Origin of the sequence: Accumulibacter sp., assembly GCF_029255145.1 — a bacterium.
Taxonomy (GTDB): domain Bacteria; phylum Pseudomonadota; class Gammaproteobacteria; order Burkholderiales; family Rhodocyclaceae; genus Accumulibacter.
This window is the reverse complement of record NZ_JAPUVQ010000148.1, coordinates 72,117-97,495: the sequence shown is the minus strand read 5'-3', so window position 1 is coordinate 97,495 and position 25,379 is coordinate 72,117. Positions and strand designations below refer to the sequence as shown.

Genomic DNA, 25,379 nt, shown 5'->3' with positions numbered 1-25,379 from the left:
TCAATAGTCCCGATCTGCCACCATCTGTGCCGGCAGCACAATCACGAATTCGGACCCTTTGCCTGGTATCGAATTGAGCTCCATGCCACCTCCGTGGGCGCGCGCCACGCCCAGCGCGATCGCCAGACCGAGCCCTGTCCCGTAGCCGCTGGTGGTGAAGAACGGTTCGAAAACACGCTCCTGGATCGCGGGCGCAATGCCGGGACCGGTATCACGCACGCCGATTCGCAATTGCCCGCCGACCAGAGTCGCAGCGAGGGCTACTTCGCCGTTGGCCGCGCAGGCCTGCAGGGCGTTCTCGAGCAAATTCACCACGGCGCCGACCAAAGCCTTGCGGCTGCCGGTCACGGTCGCGTCGCCGGCATCGCAGGCCACCCGGAAAGAAACTCCCTTGTCGACAAACAAGGGTTCGACGGTCTGTGCTGCGTCGGCCAGAAGCAGCCTGGCCGGAGTGATATCGCGGCCGATGCTCTCACCGCGCGCAAACAGCAACACCTCCTGAATCAGCCGCTCAAGGCGCTTGAGCTGGGCGGTTGCCTTGCTGGCGAAGCGGACGCGCGCCGCATCGCCAATTTCCGCCTGGCCCAGGTTGGCGCTATAGAGCAAGGCCGCCGCCAGCGGGGTGCGCAACTGGTGCGCCAGCGACGCGGCCATCTCGCCCATCGCTGCCAGACGTTGACTACGCTCCAGATCCGACTTGAGGCCATGCGCCGCGGTGACGTCGTGGATCAGCAGGATTCGCCCGCCCGCCGAATCGAGCGGGCTCTCGACAATCGACAAGCGTCGCGAATCGAGTTGCCACTCGTCCGGCGCCTCGGTCGCCACCAGCCTGGCGTGCGCCAGTTTCGGCCAGCCTTCGCCAACCATCTCCTGGCCGAACATTTGTGCCGCTGCCGGGTTCGCCTCGCTGACGCAGGCCGCGCTGTCCACCACCACCACGCCCGCCGGCAAGGCCTTGAGCAACAAGGAAAGGCGTTCTGACAGCGCCTCTTTCTCCTCGAACTGCCGACGCAACTCGCCATTGGCGACCGCCAACTCGGCGGTCAGCGATTCGACGCGACCCTGAAGCCCCTGGTAGGACCGCGTCAGCGCCAGCGAAACCTGATTGAAGGCGTCGAAGGCGCGTTGCAGTTCCTGCGCCTTGAGTTCCTGGCCCGGCATTGGTACGACTTGGTTCATCGGATGGGAAGTCCCGTGCAGTTAACAGCTACAATAGCAGAGTAATTGTCATCATTTCTTGCCTTCCGCCTGCTTGATCGCAGGCCCACACCGTACCACGCGCATGGCGGCAGCCGGAACCGAAACCACAGAGACCACGGGCGCGGACAGTCCGCTCGATCGCGTTCGCGAGGCGCTGGCGCGCTTGAGCGACCGGCAGAAGGTGGTGCTGATGGTCTCTCTCGCAGCCGTCGTTGCGCTGCTCTTCGCCGCCGCCACGATGCTCAGGCAAGGTGAATTCAAGATACTTTTCTCGAATCTCGGCGAGCGCGACGGCGGCGCGATCATTGCCGCGCTCGAACAGATGAATGTTCCCTACCAGTTCAGCGACTCGGGCGGCGCGATCCTCGTTCCCTCCGGCAGGGTTCATGATGTGCGCCTCCGCCTCGCTTCGCAGGGACTACCCCGAGGTGGAGCGGTCGGCTTTGAGTTGATGGAGAGCCAGAAGTTCGGCATCAGCCAGTTTGCCGAGCAGGTCAACTACCAGCGCGGCCTGGAGGGCGAACTGTCGCGAACCATCCAGTCGATTGCCGCCATTCAGTCGGCGCGCGTGCATCTGGCCATTCCGAAGCCCAGCGTCTTCCTGCGCGAAGAGCTGAAGCCATCGGCATCGGTGCTGCTCCGCCTCTATCCTGGCCGCTCGCTGGATCCAGCCCAGATCGCCGGCATCCAGAATCTGATCGCCGCCAGCGTCCCGCAGTTGGCGGCGAGCAGCGTCACCCTGCTCGACCAGAGCGGCGCCCTGCTGTCGCAAATGAAGAGCAAGCTCATGGAAGCCGGCCTCGACCCAACCCAGGTGAAGTACATCCAGGAAGTCGAGGCGAGCATCATCAAGCGGGTGGAAGACATCCTGGCACCGATCGTCGGACCCGACAACGCGCGCGTCCAGATCGCTGCCGAGATCGATTTTTCGCAGAGCGAACAGACCGCCGAAACGCATCGGCCAAACACCACGCCGCCGGAGATCAGCATCCGCAGCCAGCAGACCAGCGAAACGGCAAGCACCAACCCGACGGCACAGGGCGTTCCCGGCGCCCTCAGCAATCAGCCGCCGGTGCCGGCCAGCGCCCCACTGACCCAGCCTGCGGTCGCGGGCGCCGGGGCAGTCGCTGCCCCGGGGCAACCGGTACCCGGGCAAATCAACGCCGCCGGGGTGCAGGCGCCAATCGGCAGCGTCGGCCAACCGCTGAGCACCAGCAAGAACGCCACGATCAACTACGAGGTCGACAAGACCATCCGCCACGTCAAGCAAGCGGTCGGGACCATCAAGCGCTTGTCCGGTGCGGTGGTAGTCAATCAGCGCAAGGAAGCCGGCAAGGACGGCAAGGCGGTCAACAAGCCACTGCCCGACGCGGAACTGAAGCAGATCAGCGATCTCGTCAAGGAGGCCATGGGGTTCAAGCAGGACCGCGGCGACACCATTTCGGTGGCCAACGCGCCGTTCACGGCCGTCGAAAAAGCGGACGAGTTGCCGCCATGGCGGGATCCCGAAATGGTCACCCTGGCCAAGGACCTGATCAAGTATGGTGCGATTGCTGGAATCATCGCCTACCTGCTGCTTGGCGTCGTCCGCCCGCTGCTGAAGACCATCGTGCAGCCTGAGCCGGAAGACGCAGGAGCAACTGTCGGCGGCACGATCGACGTCCTTGCCGGTGATGCAGAAGGCGGCGAAGGCGAAGGCGACGAGAAAGTGCCCACCGCCGCGATGCTGCTGGAGAAGAAACTGGCCGCCGCGCGCGCGCTGGCCGGGCAGGACCCACAGGCCGTGGCCAACATCATCAGGGAATGGATGGGCACCAATGCCCACTGACGACGGCGTCGAAAAAAGCGCCATTCTGCTCATCGCTCTCGGTGAGGATTATGCTGCCGAGGTACTCAAGCATCTGGGCCCGAAGGAAGTGCAGAAGCTGGGCCACGCCATGGCAGCGCTCAGATCGGTGCCGCGCACCCGGGTCGACGAAGTGCTCACCGACTTCCATACCACCGCCGAGCAATCCGCCGCGGTACATGTCGATACCGATGCCTATGTCCGCTCGGTGCTCACCAAAGCGCTCGGTGACGACAAGGCGTCCAACCTGATCTCGCGAATCCTGCAACCCGGCGACACCAATGGTATCGAAGGGCTCAAGTGGATGGATGCTCCCACGGTTGCCGACCTGATCAAGAACGAGCACCCCCAGATCATCGCCACGATTCTCGTTCACCTTGCCCATGACCACACCAGTGACATTCTTAACCAGTTTACGGAGCGGCTGCGCAACGACGTGGTCTTGCGGATCGCAACGCTCGAAGGCATCCAGCCCGAAGCCTTGAGGGAATTGAATGACGTGATGCTGCGTCTCCTTTCGGGTTCCGCCAGCGTCAAGCAGTCGGCGATGGGCGGGGTACGGACGGTGGCCGAAATACTCAACTTCATGGGCACCGCCAACGAAACTTCGGTGGTCGACTCGATCCGCGAGTACGATCCGGACCTGGCGCAGAAGATTCTCGACGAGATGTTCGTCTTCGAGAATCTCCTTGACCTTGATGACCGGGCGATCCAGCTCCTGCTGCGCGAAATACAGTCCGAATCGCTGATCCTGGCGATGAAGGGGGCCACCGAATCGCTGCGCGAGAAGATTTTCAAGAACATGTCGCAGCGCGCTTCGGAAATGCTGCGCGAAGACCTCGATTCGCGCGGCCCGGTACGCCTGTCGGAAGTCGAAGGCGAGCAGAAGGAGATCCTGAAGATCGTCCGCCGCCTGGCCGACGAGGGCCAGATCGTCCTCGGCGGCGCCGGTGGCGAGGAAATGGTCTGACCCCGCGACGATCATGAGCAACTGGATCCCAAAGGAGAAGCTGACCGCCTACCAACGCTGGGAGGTCGCCGCCTTCGATGAACAGCAGCAGGCAGCAGCCGACCCACGGCCGGCCGACCCGCCGACCGCGGAAGCGCCAGTCGACGTCGCGGCCGAGCCGGACGATAGCCAGCCGGAAGCAGCGGTGATCCTGCCCACCGCCGAAGAAATCGAGCGCATGCATCACGAGGCGCACGAGTCGGGCTTTGCCGCCGGCTACCAGGAGGGGATCGCCGCTGCACGAGCCTCGGCGACGGCGGTATCGACACTGCTGAACAACCTGCAGCAAGCGCTGGCCGAAATCGACCAGGGCGTTGCCGAGCAACTGCTGACGCTGGCAATGGAAGTCGCCAGCCAGGTCTTGCGTCAGAGTTTGCGCGTGCAACCGGAGCTGCTGTTGCCGGTCGTCAGAGAAGCGGTGAGCGCCCTGCACCACCATCATGGACAGCCTCTGCTGTTTGTTCATCCCGACGACGCCAGCCTGGTCCGCAGCCAGCTGGGTGATCAACTCGCGCACGTCAACTGGCGCATCGTCGAAGACGTCACACTGACAGCAGGCGGATGTCGGGTCGAACTGGGCGCCAGCGAGGTTGACGCGACCGTCGAGACGCGCTGGCGCCGGGTCATCGAAGGCATCGGCATCAGTCAGGAATGGCTCGAGAGCCGCGCCGCGGGCATGCCATCGGACGCCGGCGGAGCAGCCGATGAGTAACTCCCCAGCCAACCAGCACCTCGCTGCCTGGTGCCGCTTTCTCGATGCCTGCGGACACGCCGCCGGCCAGGTCAGTTCGCTGCTGCCGAGTGGCCACCTGACGCGGATCAACGGCCTGGTGATGGAGGCCACCGGGCTCCGTTTGCCGCTGGGGAGTTCATGCCGGATCATGCCTCCTGGCGGCTCGCCGATCGAAGCAGAGGTGGTCGGCTTCAACGGCGAACGGCTGTTCCTGATGCCGTCCGAGGACGTCTATGGCCTGCCGCCGGGAGCCCGAGTGGTCGCCCTCGAGACGCCGAAACAGCCACCGCGAATCGATCAGCCGCCGCCCGCACGCCGACGCTCGATCGACCGTGCGAAACTGGTGCCGGTCGGCGAGTCACTGCTCGGCCGCGTCCTCGATGGCGCCGGTCGCCCGCTCGACCGGCTTGGGCCGCTGAACGCAAGAGCGCTTCGTCCGCTCCAGAGCCGACCGGTCAACCCGATGTCGAGAGCACCGATCGAGCAAGCGCTCGACGTCGGCGTGCGCGCCATCAATTCCCTGCTCTGTGTCGGCCGCGGACAGCGAATGGGCCTTTTTGCCGGATCGGGCGTCGGCAAGAGCGTATTGCTCGGCATGATGGCCCGCTACACCGAAGCTGACGTGATCGTCGTCGGGCTGATCGGCGAGCGCGGTCGTGAAGTCAAGGAGTTCATCGAACAGATTCTCGGCGAGGAAGGCCTGCGCCGGTCGGTGGTCGTCGCCGCACCGGCCGACGTCAGCCCGTTGATGCGCCTGCAGGGCGCGGCCTACGCGACCTGCATCGCCGAATATTTTCGGGATCGCGGCCAGCACGTGCTGCTGATCATGGACTCGCTGACCCGCTACGCGATGGCGCAGCGCGAGATTGCGCTGGCCATCGGCGAACCGCCGGTCACCCGCGGCTACCCGCCTTCGGTCTTCGCCCGCCTGCCGCAACTGGTCGAACGCGCCGGCAACGGCCCGGACGGGGGCGGTTCGATCACCGGCTTTTACACCGTGCTCGCCGAGGGCGACGACCAGCAGGACCCGATCGCCGATTCGGCACGCGCCATCCTTGACGGCCATATCGTGCTGTCGCGGACGCTGGCCGACGCTGGTCACTATCCGGCGATCGATATCGAACAATCGATCTCGCGGGCGATGGTCAACCTGGTCAGCCCCGGGCATCTGGATCAGATTCGGCGATTCAAGAACCTCTTTTCGCGCTACCAGCGCTCGCGCGACCTGATCAGCGTCGGCGCCTACGCTGCTGGTTCCGACCCGCAACTCGACCAGGCCATCGCCTTCTATCCGAAATTCGAAGTATTGTTGCAGCAGAGCCTGGGCCAACGCGCCGACTTCGACAGTAGCGTCGCTCAACTGCACGCGTTGTTTTCCACAGGCTCCTGAGCGGCCACGCTGCAGAACGCAGTTGCCGTTTGTCCCACCGCGTATTGAGTATTGATCCGCCAGGTTCCCTGTGCCAAGACCCTTCACCCTGCAAGCCGTGCTCGACCTGATGCAGAATCGCAGCGATCAGGCGACGCAGGGCCTCGCACGCCTGATTGCCAGCGAACGCGACGCGAAGACCAGGCTAGGCATGCTGCAGCAGTATCGCGATGAGTACGACGAGCGCTTCCGGGAAGCGGCACAAGACGGATTGCGGCAGGCCGAATGGCGCAACTACCGCGAATTCCTGAACCGCCTTGACGAGGCCATCAAGCAGCAGACCGAGGCGGTCGCCCTGCAGCAGCAGCACACCGCCGCCGGCCAGGCCAACTGGCAGCAGCAACGGGCTCGACTGCAGGCCTTCGACGCACTCCTTGAACGCCATCGCAGCAGCGAAGCCAGACGCGAACTGCGTCAGGAACAAAAGGCTCAGGACGAGCTTGCGGCGCGCCGAACGGACGACGGGCACGAACCCTAGTGTGGTTTGGGCACGTTACTTGCTTGACCAACGATAGCACCTGCCGGAGCGCGTCGACCATGAGCATCGCCATCGTTTCAAGCTTCCCAAGACCGCAACTTCCGGACGCTTCCCCCGAGAGTGTCGCCGCCAGGCCGGTGGCCGCTGACGCGGCGAGCAGCGGCGCGGGCTTCGCCAGCCTGCTGCTCGGCCTGCAAGTCAAGGCGAATGAAGCTCCACCCGACAAAGATGCAGCTGCCGACCGCAAGACAGCGTTCGGCGAGGCCGGCCCGGAGGTCAGCGCCGCGCCGTTCCTGACCGCCCTCGACCCCACTCAGCGCACCCTGGCGAGTCCGTCAACGATTCCAGAGCGGCCGCTGGCGGGCGGACCAGACCTGCCCGGCCTGTCCGTGACGACGGTGCGAAACGAGCCGATCGTCGTACCGGGAAACCTCGCATTGCCGACTGATCCCCTCAACCTGAAAACCCGGACTGCCGACGAAAGAGGGTCGTCGACAGCGCAATCGCTCGACGCTGCCAGCAAAGCGGCAAACATTGGCCACGAGGCGGCAAAAGTTGCCGTCGCCGAGGTCGCCAGGCGAGGCTTTGAACGACCCGAGGCCATGACCCCGGAGCCGGTATCGCCGGCCAGCAGTTTGGCCACTCTCGCTACCGCGCCGCACGCCCAGCAGCCGGTCGCGACAGCGCCTGCGGACGGCCCGCAGAGCCTGCAGACACCGTTGCGCGACCCATCCTGGGCGGGCGATTTTGGCCAGAAACTGTTGTGGTTCGCAAGCCACGACAAGCAGCTGGCGCAGCTGACACTCAATCCGCCGCAGCTGGGATCGCTGGAGATCACCCTGCGGATCGACAAGGACAGCGCCAATGCCCACTTCGCCTCGGCCAATGCGGACGTTCGCGGGGCCATCGAGACGGCTCTCCCACGCCTGCGTGAAATGTTCGCCAGCGCGGGAATCGATCTGGGACAGGTCAGTGTTGGCAGCGAGTCCTTCCGACAGCCGGGCGAGGGGCAGAACCAGCCAGATCGCCCACCCCTCCAGGTCGTCGATGGGACTATACTTGCCAATGATTTCGCCAGCGGCCTTCTGGCGCAGACCATCGCCACGCAGCATGGCAGCGCGCTGATCGACATCTATGCGTAGCAGCTACCGCGTGCGTCGCTTGAAGCGCACGCCCGCCGAACACAAAACCAACCGACAAGCAAACAGGAGACAGCTGGCGTATGGCCAACGATGCGAAACCCGGAGCTGATAGTGGCCATGCTGCGCCAGCGAAAAGCAGCAAGAAGCTGCTGATCATCATCGTCGCCGTGCTGGTGCTGGTGCTCGGCGTCGGTGGCGTCGGCGCCTTCTTGCTCTTGAAACCAGCCGCGGAGTACGACGAGGAACACGGCGACTCTCCCGCTGAAAAAGCCAAGCCCGTCAAGAAGAAAAAGGCCGACCGCAACGCAGCGCCAATCTATGTCGCCCTCGACGCGTTCACCGTCAATCTGGTACCCGAAACCGGCGACCAGTTCCTGCAATTGATCCTTTCGGTCGAAGTGGAAGATAGTCAGACCGACGAGCAGCTCAAGCAGTACATGCCGAAGCTGCGCAACGACGTGACCCTGCTGCTGTCGAGCAAGAAAGCCTCGGAGCTGGTCACCATCAATGGCAAGCGTGCCTTGGCCGAGGAAATCAAGGAGCAGATGAACGGCGTTCTGGATCCCGCCGGCAAGGGGAAGAAGCGTGACTCGCCGATCAAGGAAGTGCTGTTCACTTCCTTCATCATTCAGTGAACGACCATGAGCGCCGATTTTCTCTCGCAGGATGAAGTCGACGCCCTGCTCAAGGGCGTTAGTGGCGAGGCCGACGAACCGGAGCCGGTTGAGGAGACTGCTGGCGGAGCGCGTCCTTACAACCTCGGAACGCAAGAGCGAATCGTCCGCGGGCGCATGCCCACCCTCGAGCTGGTCAATGAGCGCTTTGCTCGTTACCTGCGTATCGGCCTCTTCAACTACATGCATCGCGCCACCGAGATCTCGGTGGGCGCCATACGAGTCCAGAAGTACAGCGAGTTCACCCGCAACCTGGTGGTGCCGACCAACCTCAATCTGGTCTCGGCCAAGTCGCTGCGCGGCACCGCCTTGTTCGTCTTCGACCCCAGCCTGGTTTTTCTGGTGGTCGACAACATGTTCGGTGGCGATGGTCGCTTTCACACCCGCGTCGAAGGCCGGGACTTCACGGCGACCGAGCAAAGGATCATCCAGGGCCTGCTGGCGGTCGTGTTTACCGAATACTCGCGCTCCTGGAAGCCGGTATATGAGATGACGTTCGAGTACATCCGGTCGGAGATGAATTCGCAATTCGCGAACATCGCGACGCCGTCCGAAATTGTCATCTCGACGACTTTTTCACTGGAATTCGGCGGCTCGAGTGCCGACATGCACATCTGTTTCCCGTACTCGATGATCGAACCGATCCGTGACCTCCTGTACAGCGCCATGCAGAGTGATCAACTGTCAACCGACCGACGCTGGATCATCATGCTACGCAAACAACTGAAGAACGCCGAGGTGGAGATCACCGCCAAGCTGGCGACCACCAGCGTCACGCTTCGCCAGATCCTGAAGATGAAAGTCGGCGATGTCATTCCGCTCGACATCCCCGAAAAAATTATCGCCATGGTCGACGATGTACCGGTGATGGAATGCCGCTACGGACAGCAGGATGGGCAATACGCACTCAAGGTCGACCGCTTCATGGCGGCCGACAACGAGGAAGCCCCTGCCGGAGAACGCAATGGATAAAGACGAAGACGATTTCGCGACCGCCGCTGGCGACAGCAGCGCCGATGACGACTGGGCTGCGGCAATGGCCGAACAGGCGATGGCCGAAGCGACACCCGCGGCCGGCGCCCAGGCTGCGAACATCTTCCCGAGTTTCGACGACCCCGGCAACAAGTCATCGCTGATCAACGAGTTGGACATGATCCTGGATATCCCGGTCCAGATCGCCGTCGAACTCGGCCGCACCAAGATCACCATCAAGAATCTCCTGCAACTGGCCCATGGCTCGGTCGTTGAACTCGACGCGATGGCTGGCGAACCGATGAGCGTGTTTGTCAATGGCACGCTGATCGCCCAGGGCGAGGTGGTGGTGGTCAACGACAAGTTCGGGATTCGTCTGACCGATATCATTACCCCCTCCGAGCGGGCTCGCAAGATCGGCCATTGAGCTGCCCTGCCGTCCAGGAATCCGCCCACGGCCCGTTCGACCCGCTCGGACGTTTGATCTTCCTCGCGCTTGCTTTAAGATAGCGACCAGCCCACAGAGCTGGCCCATTCTCTTGCGTCGACACCTCAAATCCATCGGTTCCGGTCCTGCACGTAGCTCGTGCAGTCTACTGTGCGCCCTATTTTCGAGCAGCGCCGCAGCGCAGGCCGCAGTCATCGAAACGCCCGGCGTGTCGGCGGCGGCAATGCTGCAAACGGTTCTCGCGCTGGCGCTGGTGGTCGCAATCCTGTTTCTTGCCGCGTACTTTCTGCGCAGACTCAATGGTGGCCGTGGCTTCGGCAGCAGCGGCCCGCTGCGCGTCGTCGGCGGTTTGATGATCGGCACCAGGGAACGCATCGTTCTCGTCGAGATCGAGGATACCTGGATCGTCGTCGGCCTGGTTCCGGGTCAGATCCGGACCCTGCACACGCTGCCGAAGGGCGATCTGCCACGAACCGGCGACAGCGAGCGGACTTTCGCCCAGTGGCTGAAACAGATTGCCGAGCGGAAGAATGAAGGCAGTTAGGCTCGCCCGCTGCCTGCTCGTACTCGCCTTGCTCGCTCCCCTTGCGGCCTGGGCGCAGGCTGGCGGCTTGCCGGCGCTGACCAGCACCCCCGGCGCGGGCGGCAGTCAGACCTACACGCTATCGATTCAGACGCTGCTGACGCTGACGGCGCTGACCTTCATCCCGGCAGCGCTGCTGATGATGACCAGCTTCACGCGCATCATCATCGTCCTTTCGCTGCTGCGACACGCGCTGGGAACGCAGACCTCGCCGCCCACCCAGGTACTGGTCGGCCTGTCGCTGTTCCTGACCTTCTTCATCATGTCGCCGGTGCTCGACAGCATCTACAGCGAGGCCTATCTGCCCCTGTCGGAAAACAGGATTACCTACCTTCAGGCGATCGAGCGCGGCGCCGTGCCGCTGCGCAAGTTCATGCTCAAGCAAACCCGCGAATCCGATATCGCCCTCTTCGCGCGGATGGCCAACGCGCCCCGCTTCGCGTCCGCCGACGACATTCCGATGCGTCTGCTGATCCCCGCTTTCGTGACCAGCGAGTTGAAGACGGGCTTTCAGATCGGCTTCATCATCTTCATCCCCTTCCTGATCGTCGACATGGTCGTCGCCAGCGTCCTGATGTCGATGGGCATGATGATGATGTCGCCGGTGATGATTGCCCTGCCCTTCAAGCTGATGCTGTTCGTGCTGGTCGATGGCTGGCATCTGATCCTCGGCTCCCTGGTGGCGAGCTTTGGCGCATGACGCCCGAACTGGTCATGGATGTCGGGCGGCAAGCGGTCGAGATGACCTTGCTGCTGTCCGGGCCCCTGCTGCTGGCGGCGCTGCTGATCGGTCTGGTCGTCAGCATCTTTCAGGCTGCGACCCAGATCAACGAGCAGACCCTGTCCTTCATTCCCAAGCTGGTGGGCGTATTCCTGACCCTTCTGCTGGCCGGCCCGTGGATGCTCGAGATGATGGTCGAATACGTCAGGCGACTGTTTGAAAGCATCCCGCTGCTGGTTGGCTAAGCGAACGAACGAGCGATGATCAGCCTGACGGCGGCGGAGATCAATGCCTGGGTGGTGGCGTTTTTCTTCCCGCTGGCTCGGGTTCTGGCGGTTCTGGTCAGCGCGCCGCCGTTCAGCAATCCGGCTCTTCCGGTACGCGTCCGGCTGATCCTCGGACTGGCGATCACCCTCGCCATTTCACCGATCCTGCCAGCGATGCCGGCGATCGACCCGGCGTCGGCAGCGGGCCTGCTGCTCCTGGCCCAGCAACTGACCATCGGATTCGCCATGGGTTTCGCGGTACGGCTGGTGTTCAGCGCGGCTGACATGGCGGGGACCATGATCGGCCTGCAGATGGGTCTTGGTTTTGCCACCTCGTACGATCCGCAGAGCGCCGGCCAGACGCCAGTTATTTCCGAGTTCGTCGGACTCGTGGCGCTGCTGGCATTCATGGCCATCAACGGCCACCTGATGCTGATCGCCACCCTGACCCACAGCTTCACCGCCTTGCCCGTCGGCGGCACGCAGCTGGCATCCGGGAGTTGGTGGAACCTGAGTAGTGCGGCGGCGATCATTTTCTCCTCCGGCTTGCTGCTGGCGCTGCCAATCCTGGTCGCGCTGCTGGTCACCAACCTGGCCCTGGCCATCCTGAGCCGTGCCGCGCCGCAACTCAACCTGATCGTGATCGGCTTTCCGCTGACCATCACCCTGGGCTTCGTCGCCTTGATGGTTGCCCTGCCGTACCTGAGCGTACCCCTGCAGCAACTGTTCGAATACGGCCTCGAGTCGATGCTCGGAAACTTCTCGCCAGCGCGGCCTTAAGGTTGCCCGTCAGGGTCCGCGCGGACCAGCCGAAACATGCCTTCCGCAAACCGATGGGTAAATGGCGTACTCGATTCGATCCCCTCCGAGTAATCGAGAATCCGGTAGCCAAGAAAACCCAGCTGACGCTGCAACTGCAGTGCCCGCCGCTTGAGAATCAAGCCCGATTCGCCGTCGCCGCCAACGCGGAAGCTCTTGGCACGCATCGAAAGCAGGTAGGTGTCCGTGGCGACGACCCTTTCCTCAATGGTCCAGTTGGGCGCCAGCGGGTCGTAGATGACATAGGCGGCGACTGCCGCGGCAGCGGCCAGACCGAGATTGGCGGCCGGACCGGTGTAGTGGTCGGCCGCGTAGCCGACCGCTCCGGCGAGGGCGATACCCTTGACCGGCTCGACGGTGAGCGTCGGATCAGGCGGCTGCCCGTACCTGTACGCGGGGCCGCCGGCATCGGCGTGCTGCCGCTCGTCCCGGCTGCCCGTGGCACACGCCGCCAGCAGCGCGATCAGTGCGCAGGCGCCGACGCCGCGCGTCGCGATCATTGCCAACGTAACCATCTTCGCCAGTCAAAGGTAGTTGAAGAGACTCAGGCCGCTGATCGTGACAAAAGACTTCTGCGCCGCTTCGAGACCGAGCTGCTGCCTGGTGAAGTCGGAAATGGCTTTCGCATAATCGAGATCCTGAAGATCCGACAAGGTCTGCTGGTACTGGACATCGAGCGCCGCGGAGTTGTTGCTCAGGCTGTCCAGCTCCTGCAGGTGCGCGCCGACCGTCGATTGAACGCGACTGACGTTGAGCAGCACCTGGTCGAGGTTGGTCAAGTGCGCCGACAACCGTCCGGAGAACTCGGTCCTGGCCGCGCCCGAAGCCAGCGGTGAACGCAGCAGGCCGATCAGTTCGTCGATGGTCTGAAACGCGCTCTTGTTGACGCTCGGCTTGATCGTGAACGTGTCACCCGCGGCCGGCTGCCCGCTGATCACCACTTGCGCACCAAAGTCGATCGCCGGCACCGTGGTGACCAGCGGAATCGCCTGCCCGGGCACGAATGGCACCAGCTCACCGACGGCCTTCGGTGGCAACGGCGCACTCGGCGCGGCCGGCGTAGAGGCATCGAACAACTGGTAACTGCTGCTCCCGGCCGCAGATGAAAAAACGATCTGCAGACTGTGATTGCTGCTCCCCTGCCAGGGGAAGGCCGTGTTCAGCGCATTCTGCCACTTCTGGTTATCGACCACCGAACCGGCTTCGACAATCCCGCTTCCCTGGTTGGCGAAGCCGCTGCCACTACCGCCGGCGGCGGTCGAGAAACTGCCGTTTCCCTCCCGGATGTTCATGAACAGGTCGCTGCCGGCGACGTTGCTGGCCATCCGCTGAGACGACGTCACCTGCAGCAGGTGCTGGCCATCGTCACCGAAGTAGGCCAACGACGACGGCTCCCCCGGTGCGGCCGCAGCGCTCCGCGCGAAAGGCGTCGTCCCGCTCTGGTAGCCCGAAAAAAGGTAATTCCCGTCGGCGCCTCGGCTATTGGCAATCCCCAGCATCTGGTCAAGGCGTGCCTCGAGCTCGCTGGCAATCGCCTGCCGATCACTGTCCCCGAGTACAGTATTACCGGCCTGGACGACCCGGCTGCGGACGCCCTGCAGGACATCGCTCAAAGCGCTCAGCTGACTATCAACCAGGCCAAGCCGGTCACTGGCGTTGTTCTGATTGCGCGCGTACTGCGAATTCGCGTCCTGGGCCTGGGTGACCAGCAGGGCTCTGGCAGAGGCCACCGGATCGTCCGCCGGGGTCAGCATCCGACGGCCGCTGGCCATCTGATTCTGCGACTTCACCAGCTGACTCTGGTTACGCTCCATGCCCCGCATTGCAGAATCGTAGATTTGACTGGTACTGATACGCATCTGAGTCTCCTGGCTAGCGCCCTAATGCGAGGATGGTGTCGAACAGACTGGTGCCGATCTCCAGAGCTTTGGCCGAGGCTTGATAGGCCTGCTGGTAGCGGATCAGGTTGGCCGCCTCTTCATCGAGATTGACCCCGGAGAGGGAGTCCCGGCTGGCGCGCGCCTGTTCCAGCAGCGCCGTTTGCGCGTCGGCGGAAACCTGTACCTGGTGGGTCCGGCTGCCGGTCGTGCTGACCAGCTGCGCGTACGCCTGCTGGAACGTTTCGGCCTTGCCCGACATCGTCGCCTGCGTCTGAAGCTGGGCCAGCGCCAGCGCGTTACGCCCATCGCCGGTGGCCCCGACGTTTGGAAGAATCAAAAACGTATCGCCGTTGTTCGGCAAGCCGGTGATCGCGACGCTGAAGCCGGTGGGCGGACTACTGACCACCGAGCCGACCAGGGTCACCGTCGCGCCACTCTTATAGGCCACGCCATCGGTGGGCGCGCCAATCAGCACCGGCACACCACCGTCGATCGAAACCTGTGAGCCGACCGGAAAGTTGCGCAGTTCTCCGGCCTGATACACCAGGCTGATGGGCATCGTCGCCAAGGCTGCCGGATAGCCCGGTCCGGCGCTACCCGCTGACACCTTTGCGGCGCCGCTATTGGCGCTCCCCACCGAGGTAGCGATTGGCCCGGCGGCCGTAATCAGGCGCGGGTCGGCGAGCACCGTGGAATTCACTGAAATGTTGCTGGCGGCGTTGCGCGTCGGCTGGATGCGATAGCTCGAACCCGCCACCAGCGGGCCGGCAGCAAGCGAGAACCCCTGCGGGTCATTGGCCAGTTGCGCATTGATCACGGCAACGTCTACCCCCGGCCCTGCCCACTGCTTGCCGTCGGACAGGCGCTTGAGGGTGACGCTGCTCCCGTCCGAGACGAGTTGATAGTCACTGCTGCCGAGGTCGGTGTAGTAGTTGCCATTGAACGGCGGCGGCTCAACAAAAGCAGCGCTAACCACCGGACTGCCCGGCGGGTTGTTGGTGTTGGCAATTACCGCCGGGGCCTGAACCGAGAACAGTTCTGGCGCAAAACTCGTTGGTGGCGACGAAAGCAGCGACTGGCCAAGAAGATCCTGACCGAGCGCGCTTTGCGCGTTGTAGTTCAGCGCCAGCGAGGCAGCGTTACGACCCAGATCATTGCTGGCCTGATCGAGCGACTCGCGGCGAAACTGCAGCAAGCCGCCGAGACTGCCGCCGGTGAGCAAAGCCTCGGGCATCTCCTGGACACCTGCCGCGGTTCTCAGGCCTACTGTCAGGCGGGAAGGATCGGCGGACGACGGCGTCGTCGTCAGTTCGATCGCCTGCGGGCCGACCACCAATTGCTGGCCGCTACCGATGAACAGGTTATAGCTGCCGTCGCCATTTTTGGTCGTTCTGGTCTTGGTCAGCGTGTTCAAAGCCGCCACCAGCTGGTCGCGAGTGTCCAGAAGATCGTTGGCCGGCTGGCCGGTGGAAGCCTCGGCGACACCAATCTGCTGGTTCAGCGAGGCGATCTGTTCGGCGTAGGCATTGATACCGCTGACCGTGGCCTTTATTTCCGCATTGACGCCGCCGTACATCTCGGCGAGCTGATCGCCGAGCGAGCGATAGCGCGCGCTGAGCGACTGCGCCGAGGAAATCATCGCCTGGCGGCTCGAAAGCTGCGAAGGATCGGTCGCGACATCCTGAACTTTGGCGAAGAAATCCTGCAGCGCCGGCGACAGCCCGGTGCTCGGATCGGCCAGCATGTTGTTGATCTGGTTGATTTGCGCGTAGTAGCTGTCCAGTTCGCTGGCAGTGCTCTGCGTACGATCGACCTGGTCGGTCAGAAAGCGGCTGTACATCCTTTGGATGGTCGCCACGTGCGTGCCCTGGCCAACAAAGCCGGCACCGGTCAACAACGGCGGATTGGTCGCCTGAACGCTGCGCTGCCGCGTAAACCCGACCGTGTTGACGTTCGCTATATTGTGTCCACTGGTCTGCAATCCGAGCTGAGCGGCCTGCAAACCGCTGACACTGGTACCGATGATCCCTGTGCCCATGGCCGAAGTTTCCTGTTCGATTACTCTGTAAACGGCGGCTTGGCCCAAATATTAAGGCGTAATGCCGAATCGTCGTCTCGCCACTAAGTGGCCAGGGCCTGCCGCAAGCTGGCGCCACCGATGATGCGCGCGATCTTCTCGGCGTACATCGGGTCGGTCGCGTAACCCGCCTGCTGCAGGGAGCGCGCAAACTGTGCGCCATCCTGCTGACCGATAACCCCGGCAAAACGCGGTTTGCTGCGCAGCAGGTTGGCATAGTCGCGAAAGGCCTCGGCGTACGACGCGTAGACCCGGAACTTCGCCCGCTCCGGCTGCGCGACGCCGTCGACGAACTCACTGGTCTGCACGTCGACGGTTGGTCCGGACCAGCTACGCCCCGCCTTGACGCCAAACAGGTTGAAGCTCGGCGAGCCATCGCTGGCCTTGATCTCGTGCTTCCCCCACCCACTCTCGAGGGCCGAATGGGCAACCAGAAAACGGGGGGGCACGCCGGTGGCCGCTGCGGCCTCGACGGCATGTGGCCAGACGCGATCAACAAACTCACGGGGTCCGGTGGGCACGGCGCTTGCCGATCCGGCCACGGCCGCGGCCCCGGGCAACGCTCCGGCCCTGGCCGAAGCCGGTACGCCGCGCAGTGAACCGGCGCCGGCAAGCTGTGCGGCGGCAGTGACCGCGTCCTGCGAACGCTGCGACGGCTGCACAGCTTCGAGCGACGAACCCGCCCCCTCGTCGGCCCGGTTGCCCTTGGTCGATCGCCCCAGCTGCTGCTCGATCAGGCCGGCGAAACCAAGCGGCATTTGCGGCGAGAGATTCAAGGCCATTTGCTGATCGCCGATGGCGGTAAACAAACGGCTCTGCTCGCTGTCCAGCAGGCCCGTACTGGCCGTCGCGTCGCGCATGCTTTTCAGCATCAGGTGCAACAGCATGCCCTCAAATTGTTGCGCCGCCTGTTTCAGCCCGCCTTGCCGGTCCTGGCTGAGGGTGGTACGCAGATCGCTGGCCGCGGCAGGGTCGAGAACCAGGCGATTGGTGGCAAGATCGATTGACTTCACGGGCGTCGTTCTGTGCTAGGCATTTCGTCGGTCGGCCGCTCAGATGATCTCGAGGTCAGCGCGCAAGGCACCCGCAGCCTTCATCGACTGCAGGATCGACAGCAGATCCTGCGGCCCGGCGCCGAGCGCGTTGATCGCCTTGACCACCTCGGCGAGATTCACGCCCGCTTTCAACTGCATCAGCGAACCGCCACCCTGCTTGATATCGATCTCGCTCTGCGTGGTCGTCACCGTCTGCCCAGCGGCCAGCGGATTCGGCTGACTGACTTTCTGTTCGGTGTTGATCACCACCGAGAGACTGCCATGGGCAATCGCGCACGATTCGATGGTCACCGTCTGGTTCATGACCACCGAACCGGTGCGTGGATTGATGATCACTTTCGCCATGCCCTTCGTCGGGCGCACCTCGAGCGCCTCGAGCCGCCCCAGGAACGCCACCCGGTCGTTGGCGTCCATCGGCGCGACGACTTGAATCCGCCGTCCGTCGAGAGCCTGCGCCGTGCCCGGCCCGATCTCGCGGTTGATCACCTCGACCACCCGCTGGGTGGTGCCAAAATCGGTCGTCGCCATCTCGTAGTGGATGAACGGACCCTGGCCCAGGGCCGTCGGAACCTCGCGTTCGACGGTGGCACCGCCGACGATCCGGCCGGCGAGCAAGTGGTTGACCACCACCTTGCTGCCGCCGGCTGACGCCCCGGCGCCGCCAACCAGCAGGTTACCCTGCGCCTGCGCGTAGATCTGACCGTCGGCGCCTTTCAAGGGGGTCATCACCAGCGTCCCGCCGCGCAGGCTCTTGGCGTTGCCCATCGACGATACGGTCACGTCGATTTGCTGGCCAGTCCTGGCAAAGGGCGGGAAGTTGGCGGTCACCATCACCGCCGCAACGTTCTTGAGCTGCAGCGACTGGGTGGTCGCCAGGGTGGTGCCGAGTTGCGCCAGCATGTTGATGATGCCCTGGGTGGTAAACGGCGTCTGCGTCGTCTGGTCGCCGGTGCCGTCGAGGCCAACGACAATCCCGTAGCCGACCAGCTGGTTGTTGCGGACGCCCTGCACCGACGCCAGATCCTTGATCCGCTCCGCGGCCGCCGGCAGGCTCGACAAGGCCAACAAGGCAAGGCCGGCCAGAATGGCCGTGCGGCGCAAGAAGCTGCCAGCTCGACGGTCGATGATCAGAAGCACTTCATGCTCTCCTCAGAATGGCAGGACCGTCAGGAAGAATCGTGCCAGCCAGCCCATAACTTGCGCCTCGCTGATGGTACCGCTTTCCTTGTACTCGATTCGTGCATCGGCAATCTGCGATGAGGGAATGGTATTGGCGGCATTGACGAAATACGGATTGACGATTCCGGAAAGACGGATGTACTCCTGTCCGTGACCGATCGCCACCTGCTTCTCGCCGGAGACCAGCAGATTGCCGTTTGGCAGCACCTCGATCACGGTCACCGTAATGAAGCCGGTGAACACGTTGTTGGCGGCGGCATCGCCCTTGCCGGCAGCGACGTTGCTGCTGCTGGCGTTCAATTCGGCCGGCCTAAACCAGTTTGCCGGCGAACCGACGAACGGCCCGGCGGAGGCGCTGATGCTGCCGGTCTTGGAAACGTTGGTATTGGACTTGGTCGCCGCGGTGGTGTTCTCGGTGATCGATACGGTGATCGTGTCGCCGACGTAGCGGGCGCGTCGGTCTTCGAACAGCGTTCGCGATGCGCCAGCCTGATAAATGCTGCCGGTGGCCGCGAGATTGGCAGCGAGCGCGTCGCTCCGCTGCTGCGGACGCGCGGTCATCGGCTGATGGATGTTGGTCGGCGGCACGGTCGTGCAGCCGCCGACCAGGAGCAGCACGGGAATCGCCAGCAGGGACTTGTTGACGGGCCTGCGTATGCTCATGGTCAGCCTCCTACAACTGGGTCAGGCGTGCCAACATCTGGTCTGAGGTCGACACCACCTTGGAGTTCAGTTCGTAGGCACGTTGCGTCTGGATCATGTTCACCAGTTCCTGCGCCACATTGACGTTGGACGCCTCGACGTAGTTCTGGATGACCAGCCCGGAACCATTCGTCCCCGGCGTATTGGGGGTAGGCGTACCGCTCGACGCCGTTTCCAGGAAGAGATTGTCGCCAACCGCCTGCAGACCGCCGTTGTTGATGAACGTGGCGACTTGGATGGTGCCGATCTGCACCGTCGCCGTGGTCCCCGGCTGGGTGATGCTGACCACCCCGTCGGTGCCGACAGTCACCGTCAGCGCATTCTGGGGAATGGTGATCGCCGGCTGCAGGGGATAGCCGCTGGTGGTCACCATCTGCCCCTGGTTGTCCTTCTGAAACGATCCGTCGCGGGTATAGGCCGTGGTCCCGTCGGGCAGCAGGACCTGGAAGAAACCCGCGCCGTCGATCGCCATGTCGAGCGCGTTGCCGGTCTGTTGCAGGGACCCCTGCGTGAAAATTCGGCCGGTCGAGACCGGCGTCACACCCAGGCCGATCTGCAGCCCATCGGGGACCTGCGTGGTTTGCGACGACTGCGCCCCGGGCTGCCGCAGGGTCTGGTAGAGCAGGTCGGCAAAGATCCCGCGCGCCTGCTTGAAGCCATTGGTGCTGACGTTCGCCAGATTGTTGGCGATGATGTCGATCTGCACCTGTTGGGCGTTGAGGCCGGTACTGGCGGTCCACAGCGAGCGCATCATTCGGCATTCATCCTATCAACGGTTCATCGTCAGCAGCTGCGTGGCCGTACGCGCATTGGCGTCGGCGGTCTGCAGCATCTTGATCTGCATTTCGAACTGGCGCGCCAGGCTGATCATCCGCACCATCGCGTCGACCGGATTCGCATTACTCCCCTCGAGCGCTTCCGGCGTCAGCTTGACATTCTCGTCGGCCAGAGCCGGCAGACCGTTCTGAGTGCGAAACAGCCCATCGTCACTGCGTACCATTTCGCTCTCCGGCGGATTGACGAGCTTGATCCGGCCGACCACGTTGGCGTTGTTGATCGCCCCGGCGCCGACGCGCGGGATGCTCGATACCGTCCCGTCGGCGCCAATGGCGATGTTGTTGTCAGGCGGCAGCGCGATTGGCCCCCCCTCGCCCAGCACGTTCAAGCCGCCGCTGGTCTGCAGCACACCATTGGCGTCGGTTCTGAGATTGCCGGAGCGGGTATAGGCCTCGCGCCCGTCACCGCCCTGCACGGCAATCCAGCCAGTACCCTGGACCGCGACGTCGAGCGGCCGACCGGTGACTGTCACCGGCCCCTGATCGAAGACATTGGCCACCGAGGCGTCGGCGGCGAAAGCGCGCGTCGGCGCCCCCTCGCCAAGTACCGGCACGGCACGGAATCGATGCTCCATCGCGCGATAGCCGGTGGTCGTCGCATTGGCCAGGTTCTGGGCGACGCCGGCTTGTTGCAGGAAAACCTGCTTGGCCCCGCTCATCGCCGTATAAATCAGCCGGTCCATGGTCCGTCCGCAGCCAAGCTGTCCAGGTCAGCCATTAGCGCAGGTTGACCAAGGTCTGCATGATCTGATCCTGGGTCTTGATCGTTTGTGCGTTGGCCTGGTAATTACGCTGGGCAGTGATCATCGCCACCAGCTCATTGGTCAGGTCGACGTTCGAATCCTCGACGGCGGCAGACTGGACGACCCCGCGACTTCCGGATGCCGGCGTTCCGATCAACTCGGGTCCCGACAGCGACGTCGAGCGCCACTGATTGTTGCCCAGATTCAGCAGTCCGTTCGGGTCGGTGAAGGTGGCCAGCACCACCTGCCCCATGTTTCGCGTCTGGCCATTGCTGTAGCGCCCCTGCACCACGCCATCGATGCCGACGCCGACACTCACCAGACTGCCCGAGGCAAAGCCGCCCTGGGTCAGGCTGTCGACGTTCGATTCGCTGCCGTACTGAGTGGTGCCGGTGAAATCCATAGTCCCCGGCGACCACGGTGAGACGGCACCGCTGCTCAGGGTCCACGATGGCAGTGTCTGCAAGGCCGACGCCGGATTCAAGGCACCCGAAGTATCGAAGGCCAGATTCCCGACCGGCCCCGGCGTTAGCGGATCAGCGCCGTCGAGCGTCGCGTAGAGCGTCCACTCGCCGCCGGCGGGCGCGCTCGGCGCGTTGAGAACGTAGAAGGTGCTCAGGTTGTGCACCACCCCGAGGGTGTCGAAGACGGTCAGTGCGGTCGAGAAGTTGTACGTTTCCGGATTGGCCGGATTGAACGGTGACAAGGCGGGAACGGTGTCGCGCGAATCAAGATTGATCACCGCGGCAATGTCTCCCGACAGTGGGTCGCTGGTGGCACGCGGGGGAATCTGGCTGGCGGTCAGTTGCAACTCCACCGGATTGGAGGGCGCTATCTGACCACTCGCAGTGACCGGATAGCCGGTCAGGCGCAGCGTCTGGTCATTGATGATATAGCCCTGATTGTCAATGTGAAACTGGCCGTTGCGCGTGTAACTTATCGCCCCGCCCTGACTCATGCGAAAAAAACCGCCGCCATTGATCGCCAGATCAAGCGGATTGTTCGTGGTCGTCAGATTGCCCTGGGTGAACTGCTGCTGAATCGCCGAAACGGTGACCCCAATGCCGACCTGCGAAGCGCCCACCAGACCCAGCGACGCCGCGTAGAGATCCGCGAAATGCGCAGTGGCACCCTTGAAACCGACGGTACTCGAGTTGGCCACATTATTGCCGATCACGTCCAGCGCCGAAGACGCCGCGTCGAGACCACTCAAACCCTGTTGGAAACTCATTGTTGCCCCCTGCTCTAGAGAATCTGCCGAACCTTGCTGAAATCCACCCGTCCCAGACCGCCGAGGTCGAGTTGGAAACCGCCCTTGTCCCTGACCAAAGCAGAAACCGTGCCAATCTGCAAGGCTTCTGCCGCCACCTTTTCACCACCGCGAACGGCGTCGACCTTGAAGCTGTAGGTACCCGGCGGCGCGTCGGCGCCGGCATCGGTCTTGCCGTCCCAAGTGAAAGCGAAGCTGCCGGCATCGCGCGCGCCAAGCGTTTGCGATTGCACCACGCCACCGCCGCCGCCAAGGATGGTCAGCGTCAGATTGTCTGCAGGCTCGGCGAGGCTGACCCCGGCGCTGGCCTGGCCATTGGCCAGAACCAGCCCGGAACCGCCGACCAGAACGCTCTTGCCGATCAAGGCGGCAGCTTGCACCGCCTGACCATCGTTATAGGTGCTCAGCAAGGTCGCCAGCGTCGTGTTCAGCCTTTCGATTCCGGTTACCGTGTTGATTTGCGAAATCTGGGTGGTTACCGCGGCGTTGTCGAGTGGATTGAGCGGATCCTGATTCTTGAGCTGCGTGACCAGCAGCTTGAGAAAACGATTCTGTACTTCCTCACTGGTCGACACCAGGTCGTTTGTCCCCGACCTGGACTTCGCGTTGAGCGAAGCCAGGATGTCGCTGTTTGCGCTGCTAGCGCTGCTTGCTTGTACGGCGGCCATCAGATTCTCCTAAATTTTTTTTCCTACTGGCCAAGTGCCAGCGTCTTGAGCAGCAACTGCTTGGCGGTGTTCATCACTTCGGCGTTGGTCTGGTAGGCCCGCGAAGCCGAAATCATGTTGGTCATTTCATCGACCACGCTGACGTTAGGCATGGTCACGTAGCCTTGCTCGTCCGCTGCCGGATTGCGCGGGTCATAGACCAGGCGACCCGGACTGCTGTCCTCGACCACCTGCACCACCCGTACCCCCTGCGCCGCTGGACTGCCCATCGCCGTGGCGGCGAACACCACCTGTTTCGCGCGGTAAGGCTTGCCATCGGAGCTGATCACGCTATCGGCGTTGGCCAGGTTGCTGGCGACAGCGTTGAGGCGCATCGCCTGCGCGGTCATCGCGCTACCGGCCACCTGGAAGACACTGGAGAGGCTCATGCTTATTGTCCCTGGATGGCCGTCTGGAGCGTTCTGATCCGGCCCGAGAGGAAAGTCAGCCCGGCCTCATAGAAGAACGCGTTTTCCGCGAACTGAGCACGTTCGACGTCCATATCCACCGTGTTGCCGTCGGCGCTTGCTTGCGTCGGCTGGCGATACATCAGGGTCACCGGTGACGTACCAGCCGCCCCTGGTGTATGGCGCGGAGAAGTCGTGGCCAGTTGAAGACTGCCACCGCTGCGGCCGCTAACGGCATTCTGCAGGGCCGCGCTGAAGTCGAAGTCCCTCGCCTGGTAGTGCGGCGTATCGGCGTTGGCGATATTCCCGGCCAGCACCTGTTGCCGATTGGCGCGCAAACTCAGAGCCTGGTGCTGGAAAAGAAGCGCATTCTGAATCTTGCTGATCACGGTGGCCTCATGTTAGAGCGTGCTGATGTACAGCCTCTCGAAGCAAGAGACGTACCACCTTCAAGCCAGCGTTGCCGCGAATCGATCGGCGGGCGCGGGAGTTGACTGCGAGACCCGCTTTTGCCGGTTCTCCGGCAAATATTGCCGGCCGCGTCGCCGGCCCGGGCCTGCCGGGGCCGCTTCGCCCAGGCGGCAAAATCAGGCAGAATGGCAGCATGTGCATTCCTCTCGTCGGCAAACCCCGTGACCTGCTGCTGTATCTGCTCGCCGTTTTCCTCGCGGCTGTCAGCGCGAGCGCGTTCGCCCAGGCTTCGCTGTCCGCTGCACTCGATCAATACCTGCGCATCCAGACGCAGGGCTTGCCAGGAAAGGCGAGCTACATCATCGGTCGTCTCGACCAGCAAGCACAGGCGACACCGTGCAGCGCTTTCGAGCCGTTCCTGCCGCAGGGAAGCCGACTCTGGGGACGAACGACGGTCGGCGTACGCTGCCTCGCCCCCACGGTCTGGACAGTGTATGTGCCGGTGCAGATCAGGGTCGCCGGCAACTACCTGGTTACCGCGCGGCAGCTGAGTCCGGGCCAGGTTGTCAGCGCCGCCGACGTGATCACGCAAAGTGGCGATCTTGGCACGCTCCCGACAAGCATCGTGACCGACCCGGCGCAGGCGATCGGCATGACGGTCAGAAACGGCGTCGCCGCCGGTCAGCCGCTGCGCAGCGACTTGCTGACCGCCCCGTGGGCTGTGCAGCAGGGACAAAGCGTCAAGTTGCTTTCCAGTGGGGCCGGTTTTACCGTCAGCAACGAGGGCAAAGCACTTAACAATGCCACCGACGGACAGGTTGCGCAGGTCAGAACGTCGTCCGGACAGGTGGTCAGCGGCGTCGCGCGCCTCGGTGGCATTGTCGAGGTGGCGTATTGATCGATCACCGGCGTCCTGCACAAAAAATGTTAAAGTCTTGCCGTTTTTCGCCGATAGTTGAGGTGAGAACAACCGTTCAAGGAACACCACCGTGAAAATCGACAGCACAACCCCCACTGGCGGCGCGGTCAGCGGCAGTAACGAGCCGCGTAGTCGTGCCAGCGCCAGCGCCCCGCTACCCAGCCCCGCCACAGAAGTTCATCTGAGTGAATTGGCCGGACAACTGCAGTCTTCTGGGGAAACGCCGGCGTTTGACGCGACCCGGGTTTCCGAGATCACGCAGGCCATCGCCGAAGGTCGATTCACGATCAACGCGGACACCATTGCCGAACGCCTGATTGCCTCGGCCAGCGAACTCATCGCTTCGCAACCGAAGGCCTGAGGGCCGGCCTGAGGGGGCGCATGATGGCCACCACCAGCAGCGACTTCCTGCCGACCGTCAACTCCGAAGTCGCAGCGCTAGGGACTTTCATTGCGCTGCTCGAGAGTGAGCAGCGGATGCTGATCGCAGGCGAAGTCGATGGCCTGCTAGAACTGGTAGGGCAGAAAAACGGGCTGGCCGCTGAACTCGCAGCTCTCGCCTCGCGACGCACTCGTTTGCTGGCCGCCAGCGGTCTGGCCAGCGACCGCGCCGGAGTGCTCGCCTGGTTTGACGCCTACCCTGGCGAAACGCGTGCGCGCACCGCCTGGGCGTCGCTGCTGACCCTCGCCAACCAGGCGCGCGAACTCAATCGAGTGAATGGCGAACTGATCCAGGTGCGTATGCAAAGCAACGCGCAGGCCCTCGAAATCCTCCTGAGCAGCAACACCTCAGCCAGTCTATACGGCCCGGACGGCCAAAGTACGCCAGTCGGCTGCGGCCGCATCAGCGACAGCGCGTAGCCGCCCGCCCCG

29 protein-coding genes are annotated in these 25,379 nt (G+C 63.5%); 16 read left to right on the top strand and 13 right to left on the bottom strand.

Going from position 1 to position 25,379, the window contains the following annotated elements; all coding sequences use genetic code 11:
* Nucleotides 1-1,179, bottom strand: a complete 1,179-nt coding sequence (locus Q1L50_RS19225; RefSeq protein ID WP_300341886.1) for an ATP-binding protein — start codon at nucleotides 1,177-1,179, stop codon at nucleotides 1-3.
* A gap of 103 nt (nucleotides 1,180-1,282) precedes the next feature.
* Here Q1L50_RS19225 and fliF point away from each other — a divergent pair, with 103 nt between their 5' ends.
* The 13 genes from fliF (at nucleotide 1,283) to fliR (ending at nucleotide 12,281) form a co-directional block, all read left to right on the top strand.
* Nucleotides 1,283-3,028 carry a flagellar basal-body MS-ring/collar protein FliF gene (gene fliF, locus Q1L50_RS19220; protein ID WP_300341884.1) on the top strand — a complete coding sequence of 582 codons (1,746 nt, stop codon included), beginning with the start codon at nucleotides 1,283-1,285 and terminating at the stop codon, nucleotides 3,026-3,028.
* Nucleotides 3,018-4,016: a flagellar motor switch protein FliG gene (gene fliG, locus Q1L50_RS19215; RefSeq protein WP_300341882.1), complete on the top strand. Its 999-nt coding sequence runs from the start codon at nucleotides 3,018-3,020 to the stop codon at nucleotides 4,014-4,016. The genes fliF and fliG overlap by 11 nt, the downstream gene beginning before the upstream one ends.
* A gap of 13 nt (nucleotides 4,017-4,029) precedes the next feature.
* A complete protein-coding gene (locus Q1L50_RS19210; protein WP_300341880.1) occupies nucleotides 4,030-4,767 on the top strand; it encodes a flagellar assembly protein FliH in 738 nt (245 codons plus the stop codon).
* Nucleotides 4,760-6,178 (top strand): flagellar protein export ATPase FliI, encoded by a 1,419-nt coding sequence (gene fliI / locus Q1L50_RS19205; RefSeq protein WP_300341878.1) that lies wholly within the window; start codon nucleotides 4,760-4,762, stop codon nucleotides 6,176-6,178. Before Q1L50_RS19210 ends, fliI begins: the two co-directional genes overlap by 8 nt.
* A gap of 70 nt (nucleotides 6,179-6,248) precedes the next feature.
* Nucleotides 6,249-6,695 (top strand): flagellar export protein FliJ, encoded by a 447-nt coding sequence (fliJ, locus tag Q1L50_RS19200; protein WP_300341877.1) that lies wholly within the window; start codon nucleotides 6,249-6,251, stop codon nucleotides 6,693-6,695.
* A gap of 59 nt (nucleotides 6,696-6,754) precedes the next feature.
* Nucleotides 6,755-7,837, top strand: a complete 1,083-nt coding sequence (locus tag Q1L50_RS19195; protein ID WP_300341875.1) for a flagellar hook-length control protein FliK — start codon at nucleotides 6,755-6,757, stop codon at nucleotides 7,835-7,837.
* 80 nt (nucleotides 7,838-7,917) lie between these two features.
* Nucleotides 7,918-8,472, top strand: a complete 555-nt coding sequence (locus Q1L50_RS19190) for a flagellar basal body-associated FliL family protein (RefSeq protein ID WP_300341873.1) — start codon at nucleotides 7,918-7,920, stop codon at nucleotides 8,470-8,472.
* Nucleotides 8,473-8,478: 6 nt separating this feature from the next.
* Nucleotides 8,479-9,483 (top strand): flagellar motor switch protein FliM, encoded by a 1,005-nt coding sequence (gene fliM, locus Q1L50_RS19185; protein WP_300341871.1) that lies wholly within the window; start codon nucleotides 8,479-8,481, stop codon nucleotides 9,481-9,483.
* Nucleotides 9,476-9,910 carry a flagellar motor switch protein FliN gene (gene fliN, locus Q1L50_RS19180; RefSeq protein WP_300341869.1) on the top strand — a complete coding sequence of 145 codons (435 nt, stop codon included), beginning with the start codon at nucleotides 9,476-9,478 and terminating at the stop codon, nucleotides 9,908-9,910. Before fliM ends, fliN begins: the two co-directional genes overlap by 8 nt.
* Nucleotides 9,911-10,154: 244 nt before the next feature.
* Nucleotides 10,155-10,475, top strand: coding sequence for a flagellar biosynthetic protein FliO (gene fliO, locus Q1L50_RS19175; protein WP_300341867.1), 321 nt, complete (start codon nucleotides 10,155-10,157; stop codon nucleotides 10,473-10,475).
* Nucleotides 10,462-11,214, top strand: a complete 753-nt coding sequence (gene fliP / locus Q1L50_RS19170; protein WP_300341865.1) for a flagellar type III secretion system pore protein FliP — start codon at nucleotides 10,462-10,464, stop codon at nucleotides 11,212-11,214. Before fliO ends, fliP begins: the two co-directional genes overlap by 14 nt.
* On the top strand, nucleotides 11,211-11,480 hold the full coding sequence (fliQ, locus tag Q1L50_RS19165) for a flagellar biosynthesis protein FliQ (protein ID WP_300341863.1): 270 nt from the start codon (nucleotides 11,211-11,213) through the stop codon (nucleotides 11,478-11,480). Before fliP ends, fliQ begins: the two co-directional genes overlap by 4 nt.
* 15 nt (nucleotides 11,481-11,495) lie before the next feature.
* Nucleotides 11,496-12,281: a flagellar biosynthetic protein FliR gene (gene fliR, locus Q1L50_RS19160; protein WP_300341861.1), complete on the top strand. Its 786-nt coding sequence runs from the start codon at nucleotides 11,496-11,498 to the stop codon at nucleotides 12,279-12,281.
* On the opposite strand, the gene Q1L50_RS19155 is transcribed toward fliR, so the two are convergent.
* The 12 genes from Q1L50_RS19155 to flgB all read right to left on the bottom strand — a co-directional run bounded on the left by Q1L50_RS19155 (nucleotide 12,278) and on the right by flgB (nucleotide 23,565).
* Nucleotides 12,278-12,820 (bottom strand): hypothetical protein, encoded by a 543-nt coding sequence (locus tag Q1L50_RS19155; protein ID WP_300341859.1) that lies wholly within the window; start codon nucleotides 12,818-12,820, stop codon nucleotides 12,278-12,280. The genes fliR and Q1L50_RS19155 overlap by 4 nt on opposite strands.
* A 24-nt stretch (nucleotides 12,821-12,844) precedes the next feature.
* On the bottom strand, nucleotides 12,845-14,179 hold the full coding sequence (gene flgL / locus Q1L50_RS19150) for a flagellar hook-associated protein FlgL (RefSeq protein WP_300341857.1): 1,335 nt from the start codon (nucleotides 14,177-14,179) through the stop codon (nucleotides 12,845-12,847).
* Nucleotides 14,180-14,192: 13 nt separating this feature from the next.
* Nucleotides 14,193-16,238 carry a flagellar hook-associated protein FlgK gene (flgK, locus tag Q1L50_RS19145; RefSeq protein WP_300341855.1) on the bottom strand — a complete coding sequence of 682 codons (2,046 nt, stop codon included), beginning with the start codon at nucleotides 16,236-16,238 and terminating at the stop codon, nucleotides 14,193-14,195.
* A gap of 83 nt (nucleotides 16,239-16,321) precedes the next feature.
* A complete protein-coding gene (flgJ, locus tag Q1L50_RS19140; protein ID WP_300341853.1) occupies nucleotides 16,322-17,290 on the bottom strand; it encodes a flagellar assembly peptidoglycan hydrolase FlgJ in 969 nt (322 codons plus the stop codon).
* 39 nt (nucleotides 17,291-17,329) lie between these two features.
* Complete coding sequence (locus Q1L50_RS19135) at nucleotides 17,330-18,418, bottom strand: flagellar basal body P-ring protein FlgI (RefSeq protein WP_300341941.1); 1,089 nt, start codon at nucleotides 18,416-18,418, stop codon at nucleotides 17,330-17,332.
* 63 nt (nucleotides 18,419-18,481) lie between these two features.
* Nucleotides 18,482-19,174 (bottom strand): flagellar basal body L-ring protein FlgH, encoded by a 693-nt coding sequence (locus Q1L50_RS19130; protein ID WP_300341851.1) that lies wholly within the window; start codon nucleotides 19,172-19,174, stop codon nucleotides 18,482-18,484.
* 10 nt (nucleotides 19,175-19,184) lie between these two features.
* Nucleotides 19,185-19,967, bottom strand: a complete 783-nt coding sequence (gene flgG, locus Q1L50_RS19125; protein ID WP_300341849.1) for a flagellar basal-body rod protein FlgG — start codon at nucleotides 19,965-19,967, stop codon at nucleotides 19,185-19,187.
* 15 nt (nucleotides 19,968-19,982) lie between these two features.
* The gene (locus tag Q1L50_RS19120; RefSeq protein ID WP_300341847.1) at nucleotides 19,983-20,732 is read right to left on the bottom strand and encodes a flagellar basal body rod protein FlgF; all 750 of its coding nucleotides are present in this window, start codon (nucleotides 20,730-20,732) and stop codon (nucleotides 19,983-19,985) included.
* A gap of 34 nt (nucleotides 20,733-20,766) precedes the next feature.
* Entirely contained in the window at nucleotides 20,767-22,023 is a 1,257-nt protein-coding gene (gene flgE / locus Q1L50_RS19115; RefSeq protein ID WP_300341845.1) for a flagellar hook protein FlgE, read from the bottom strand.
* Nucleotides 22,024-22,037: 14 nt separating this feature from the next.
* Nucleotides 22,038-22,730 (bottom strand): flagellar hook assembly protein FlgD, encoded by a 693-nt coding sequence (locus Q1L50_RS19110; RefSeq protein ID WP_300341843.1) that lies wholly within the window; start codon nucleotides 22,728-22,730, stop codon nucleotides 22,038-22,040.
* 23 nt (nucleotides 22,731-22,753) lie between these two features.
* Nucleotides 22,754-23,158 carry a flagellar basal body rod protein FlgC gene (flgC, locus tag Q1L50_RS19105; RefSeq protein ID WP_300341841.1) on the bottom strand — a complete coding sequence of 135 codons (405 nt, stop codon included), beginning with the start codon at nucleotides 23,156-23,158 and terminating at the stop codon, nucleotides 22,754-22,756.
* A 2-nt stretch (nucleotides 23,159-23,160) separates the two neighbouring features.
* A complete protein-coding gene (gene flgB, locus Q1L50_RS19100; protein ID WP_300341839.1) occupies nucleotides 23,161-23,565 on the bottom strand; it encodes a flagellar basal body rod protein FlgB in 405 nt (134 codons plus the stop codon).
* Between the two features lie 215 nt (nucleotides 23,566-23,780).
* Between flgB and flgA the strand changes: the two genes are divergently transcribed.
* From flgA to Q1L50_RS19085, 3 genes are all read left to right on the top strand, one after another.
* Nucleotides 23,781-24,485, top strand: coding sequence for a flagellar basal body P-ring formation chaperone FlgA (flgA, locus tag Q1L50_RS19095; RefSeq protein ID WP_300341837.1), 705 nt, complete (start codon nucleotides 23,781-23,783; stop codon nucleotides 24,483-24,485).
* A 91-nt stretch (nucleotides 24,486-24,576) separates the two neighbouring features.
* Entirely contained in the window at nucleotides 24,577-24,867 is a 291-nt protein-coding gene (flgM, locus tag Q1L50_RS19090; protein WP_300341836.1) for a flagellar biosynthesis anti-sigma factor FlgM, read from the top strand.
* A gap of 20 nt (nucleotides 24,868-24,887) precedes the next feature.
* Nucleotides 24,888-25,367 (top strand): flagella synthesis protein FlgN, encoded by a 480-nt coding sequence (locus Q1L50_RS19085; protein ID WP_300341834.1) that lies wholly within the window; start codon nucleotides 24,888-24,890, stop codon nucleotides 25,365-25,367.
* Nucleotides 25,368-25,379: the final 12 nt, after the last annotated feature.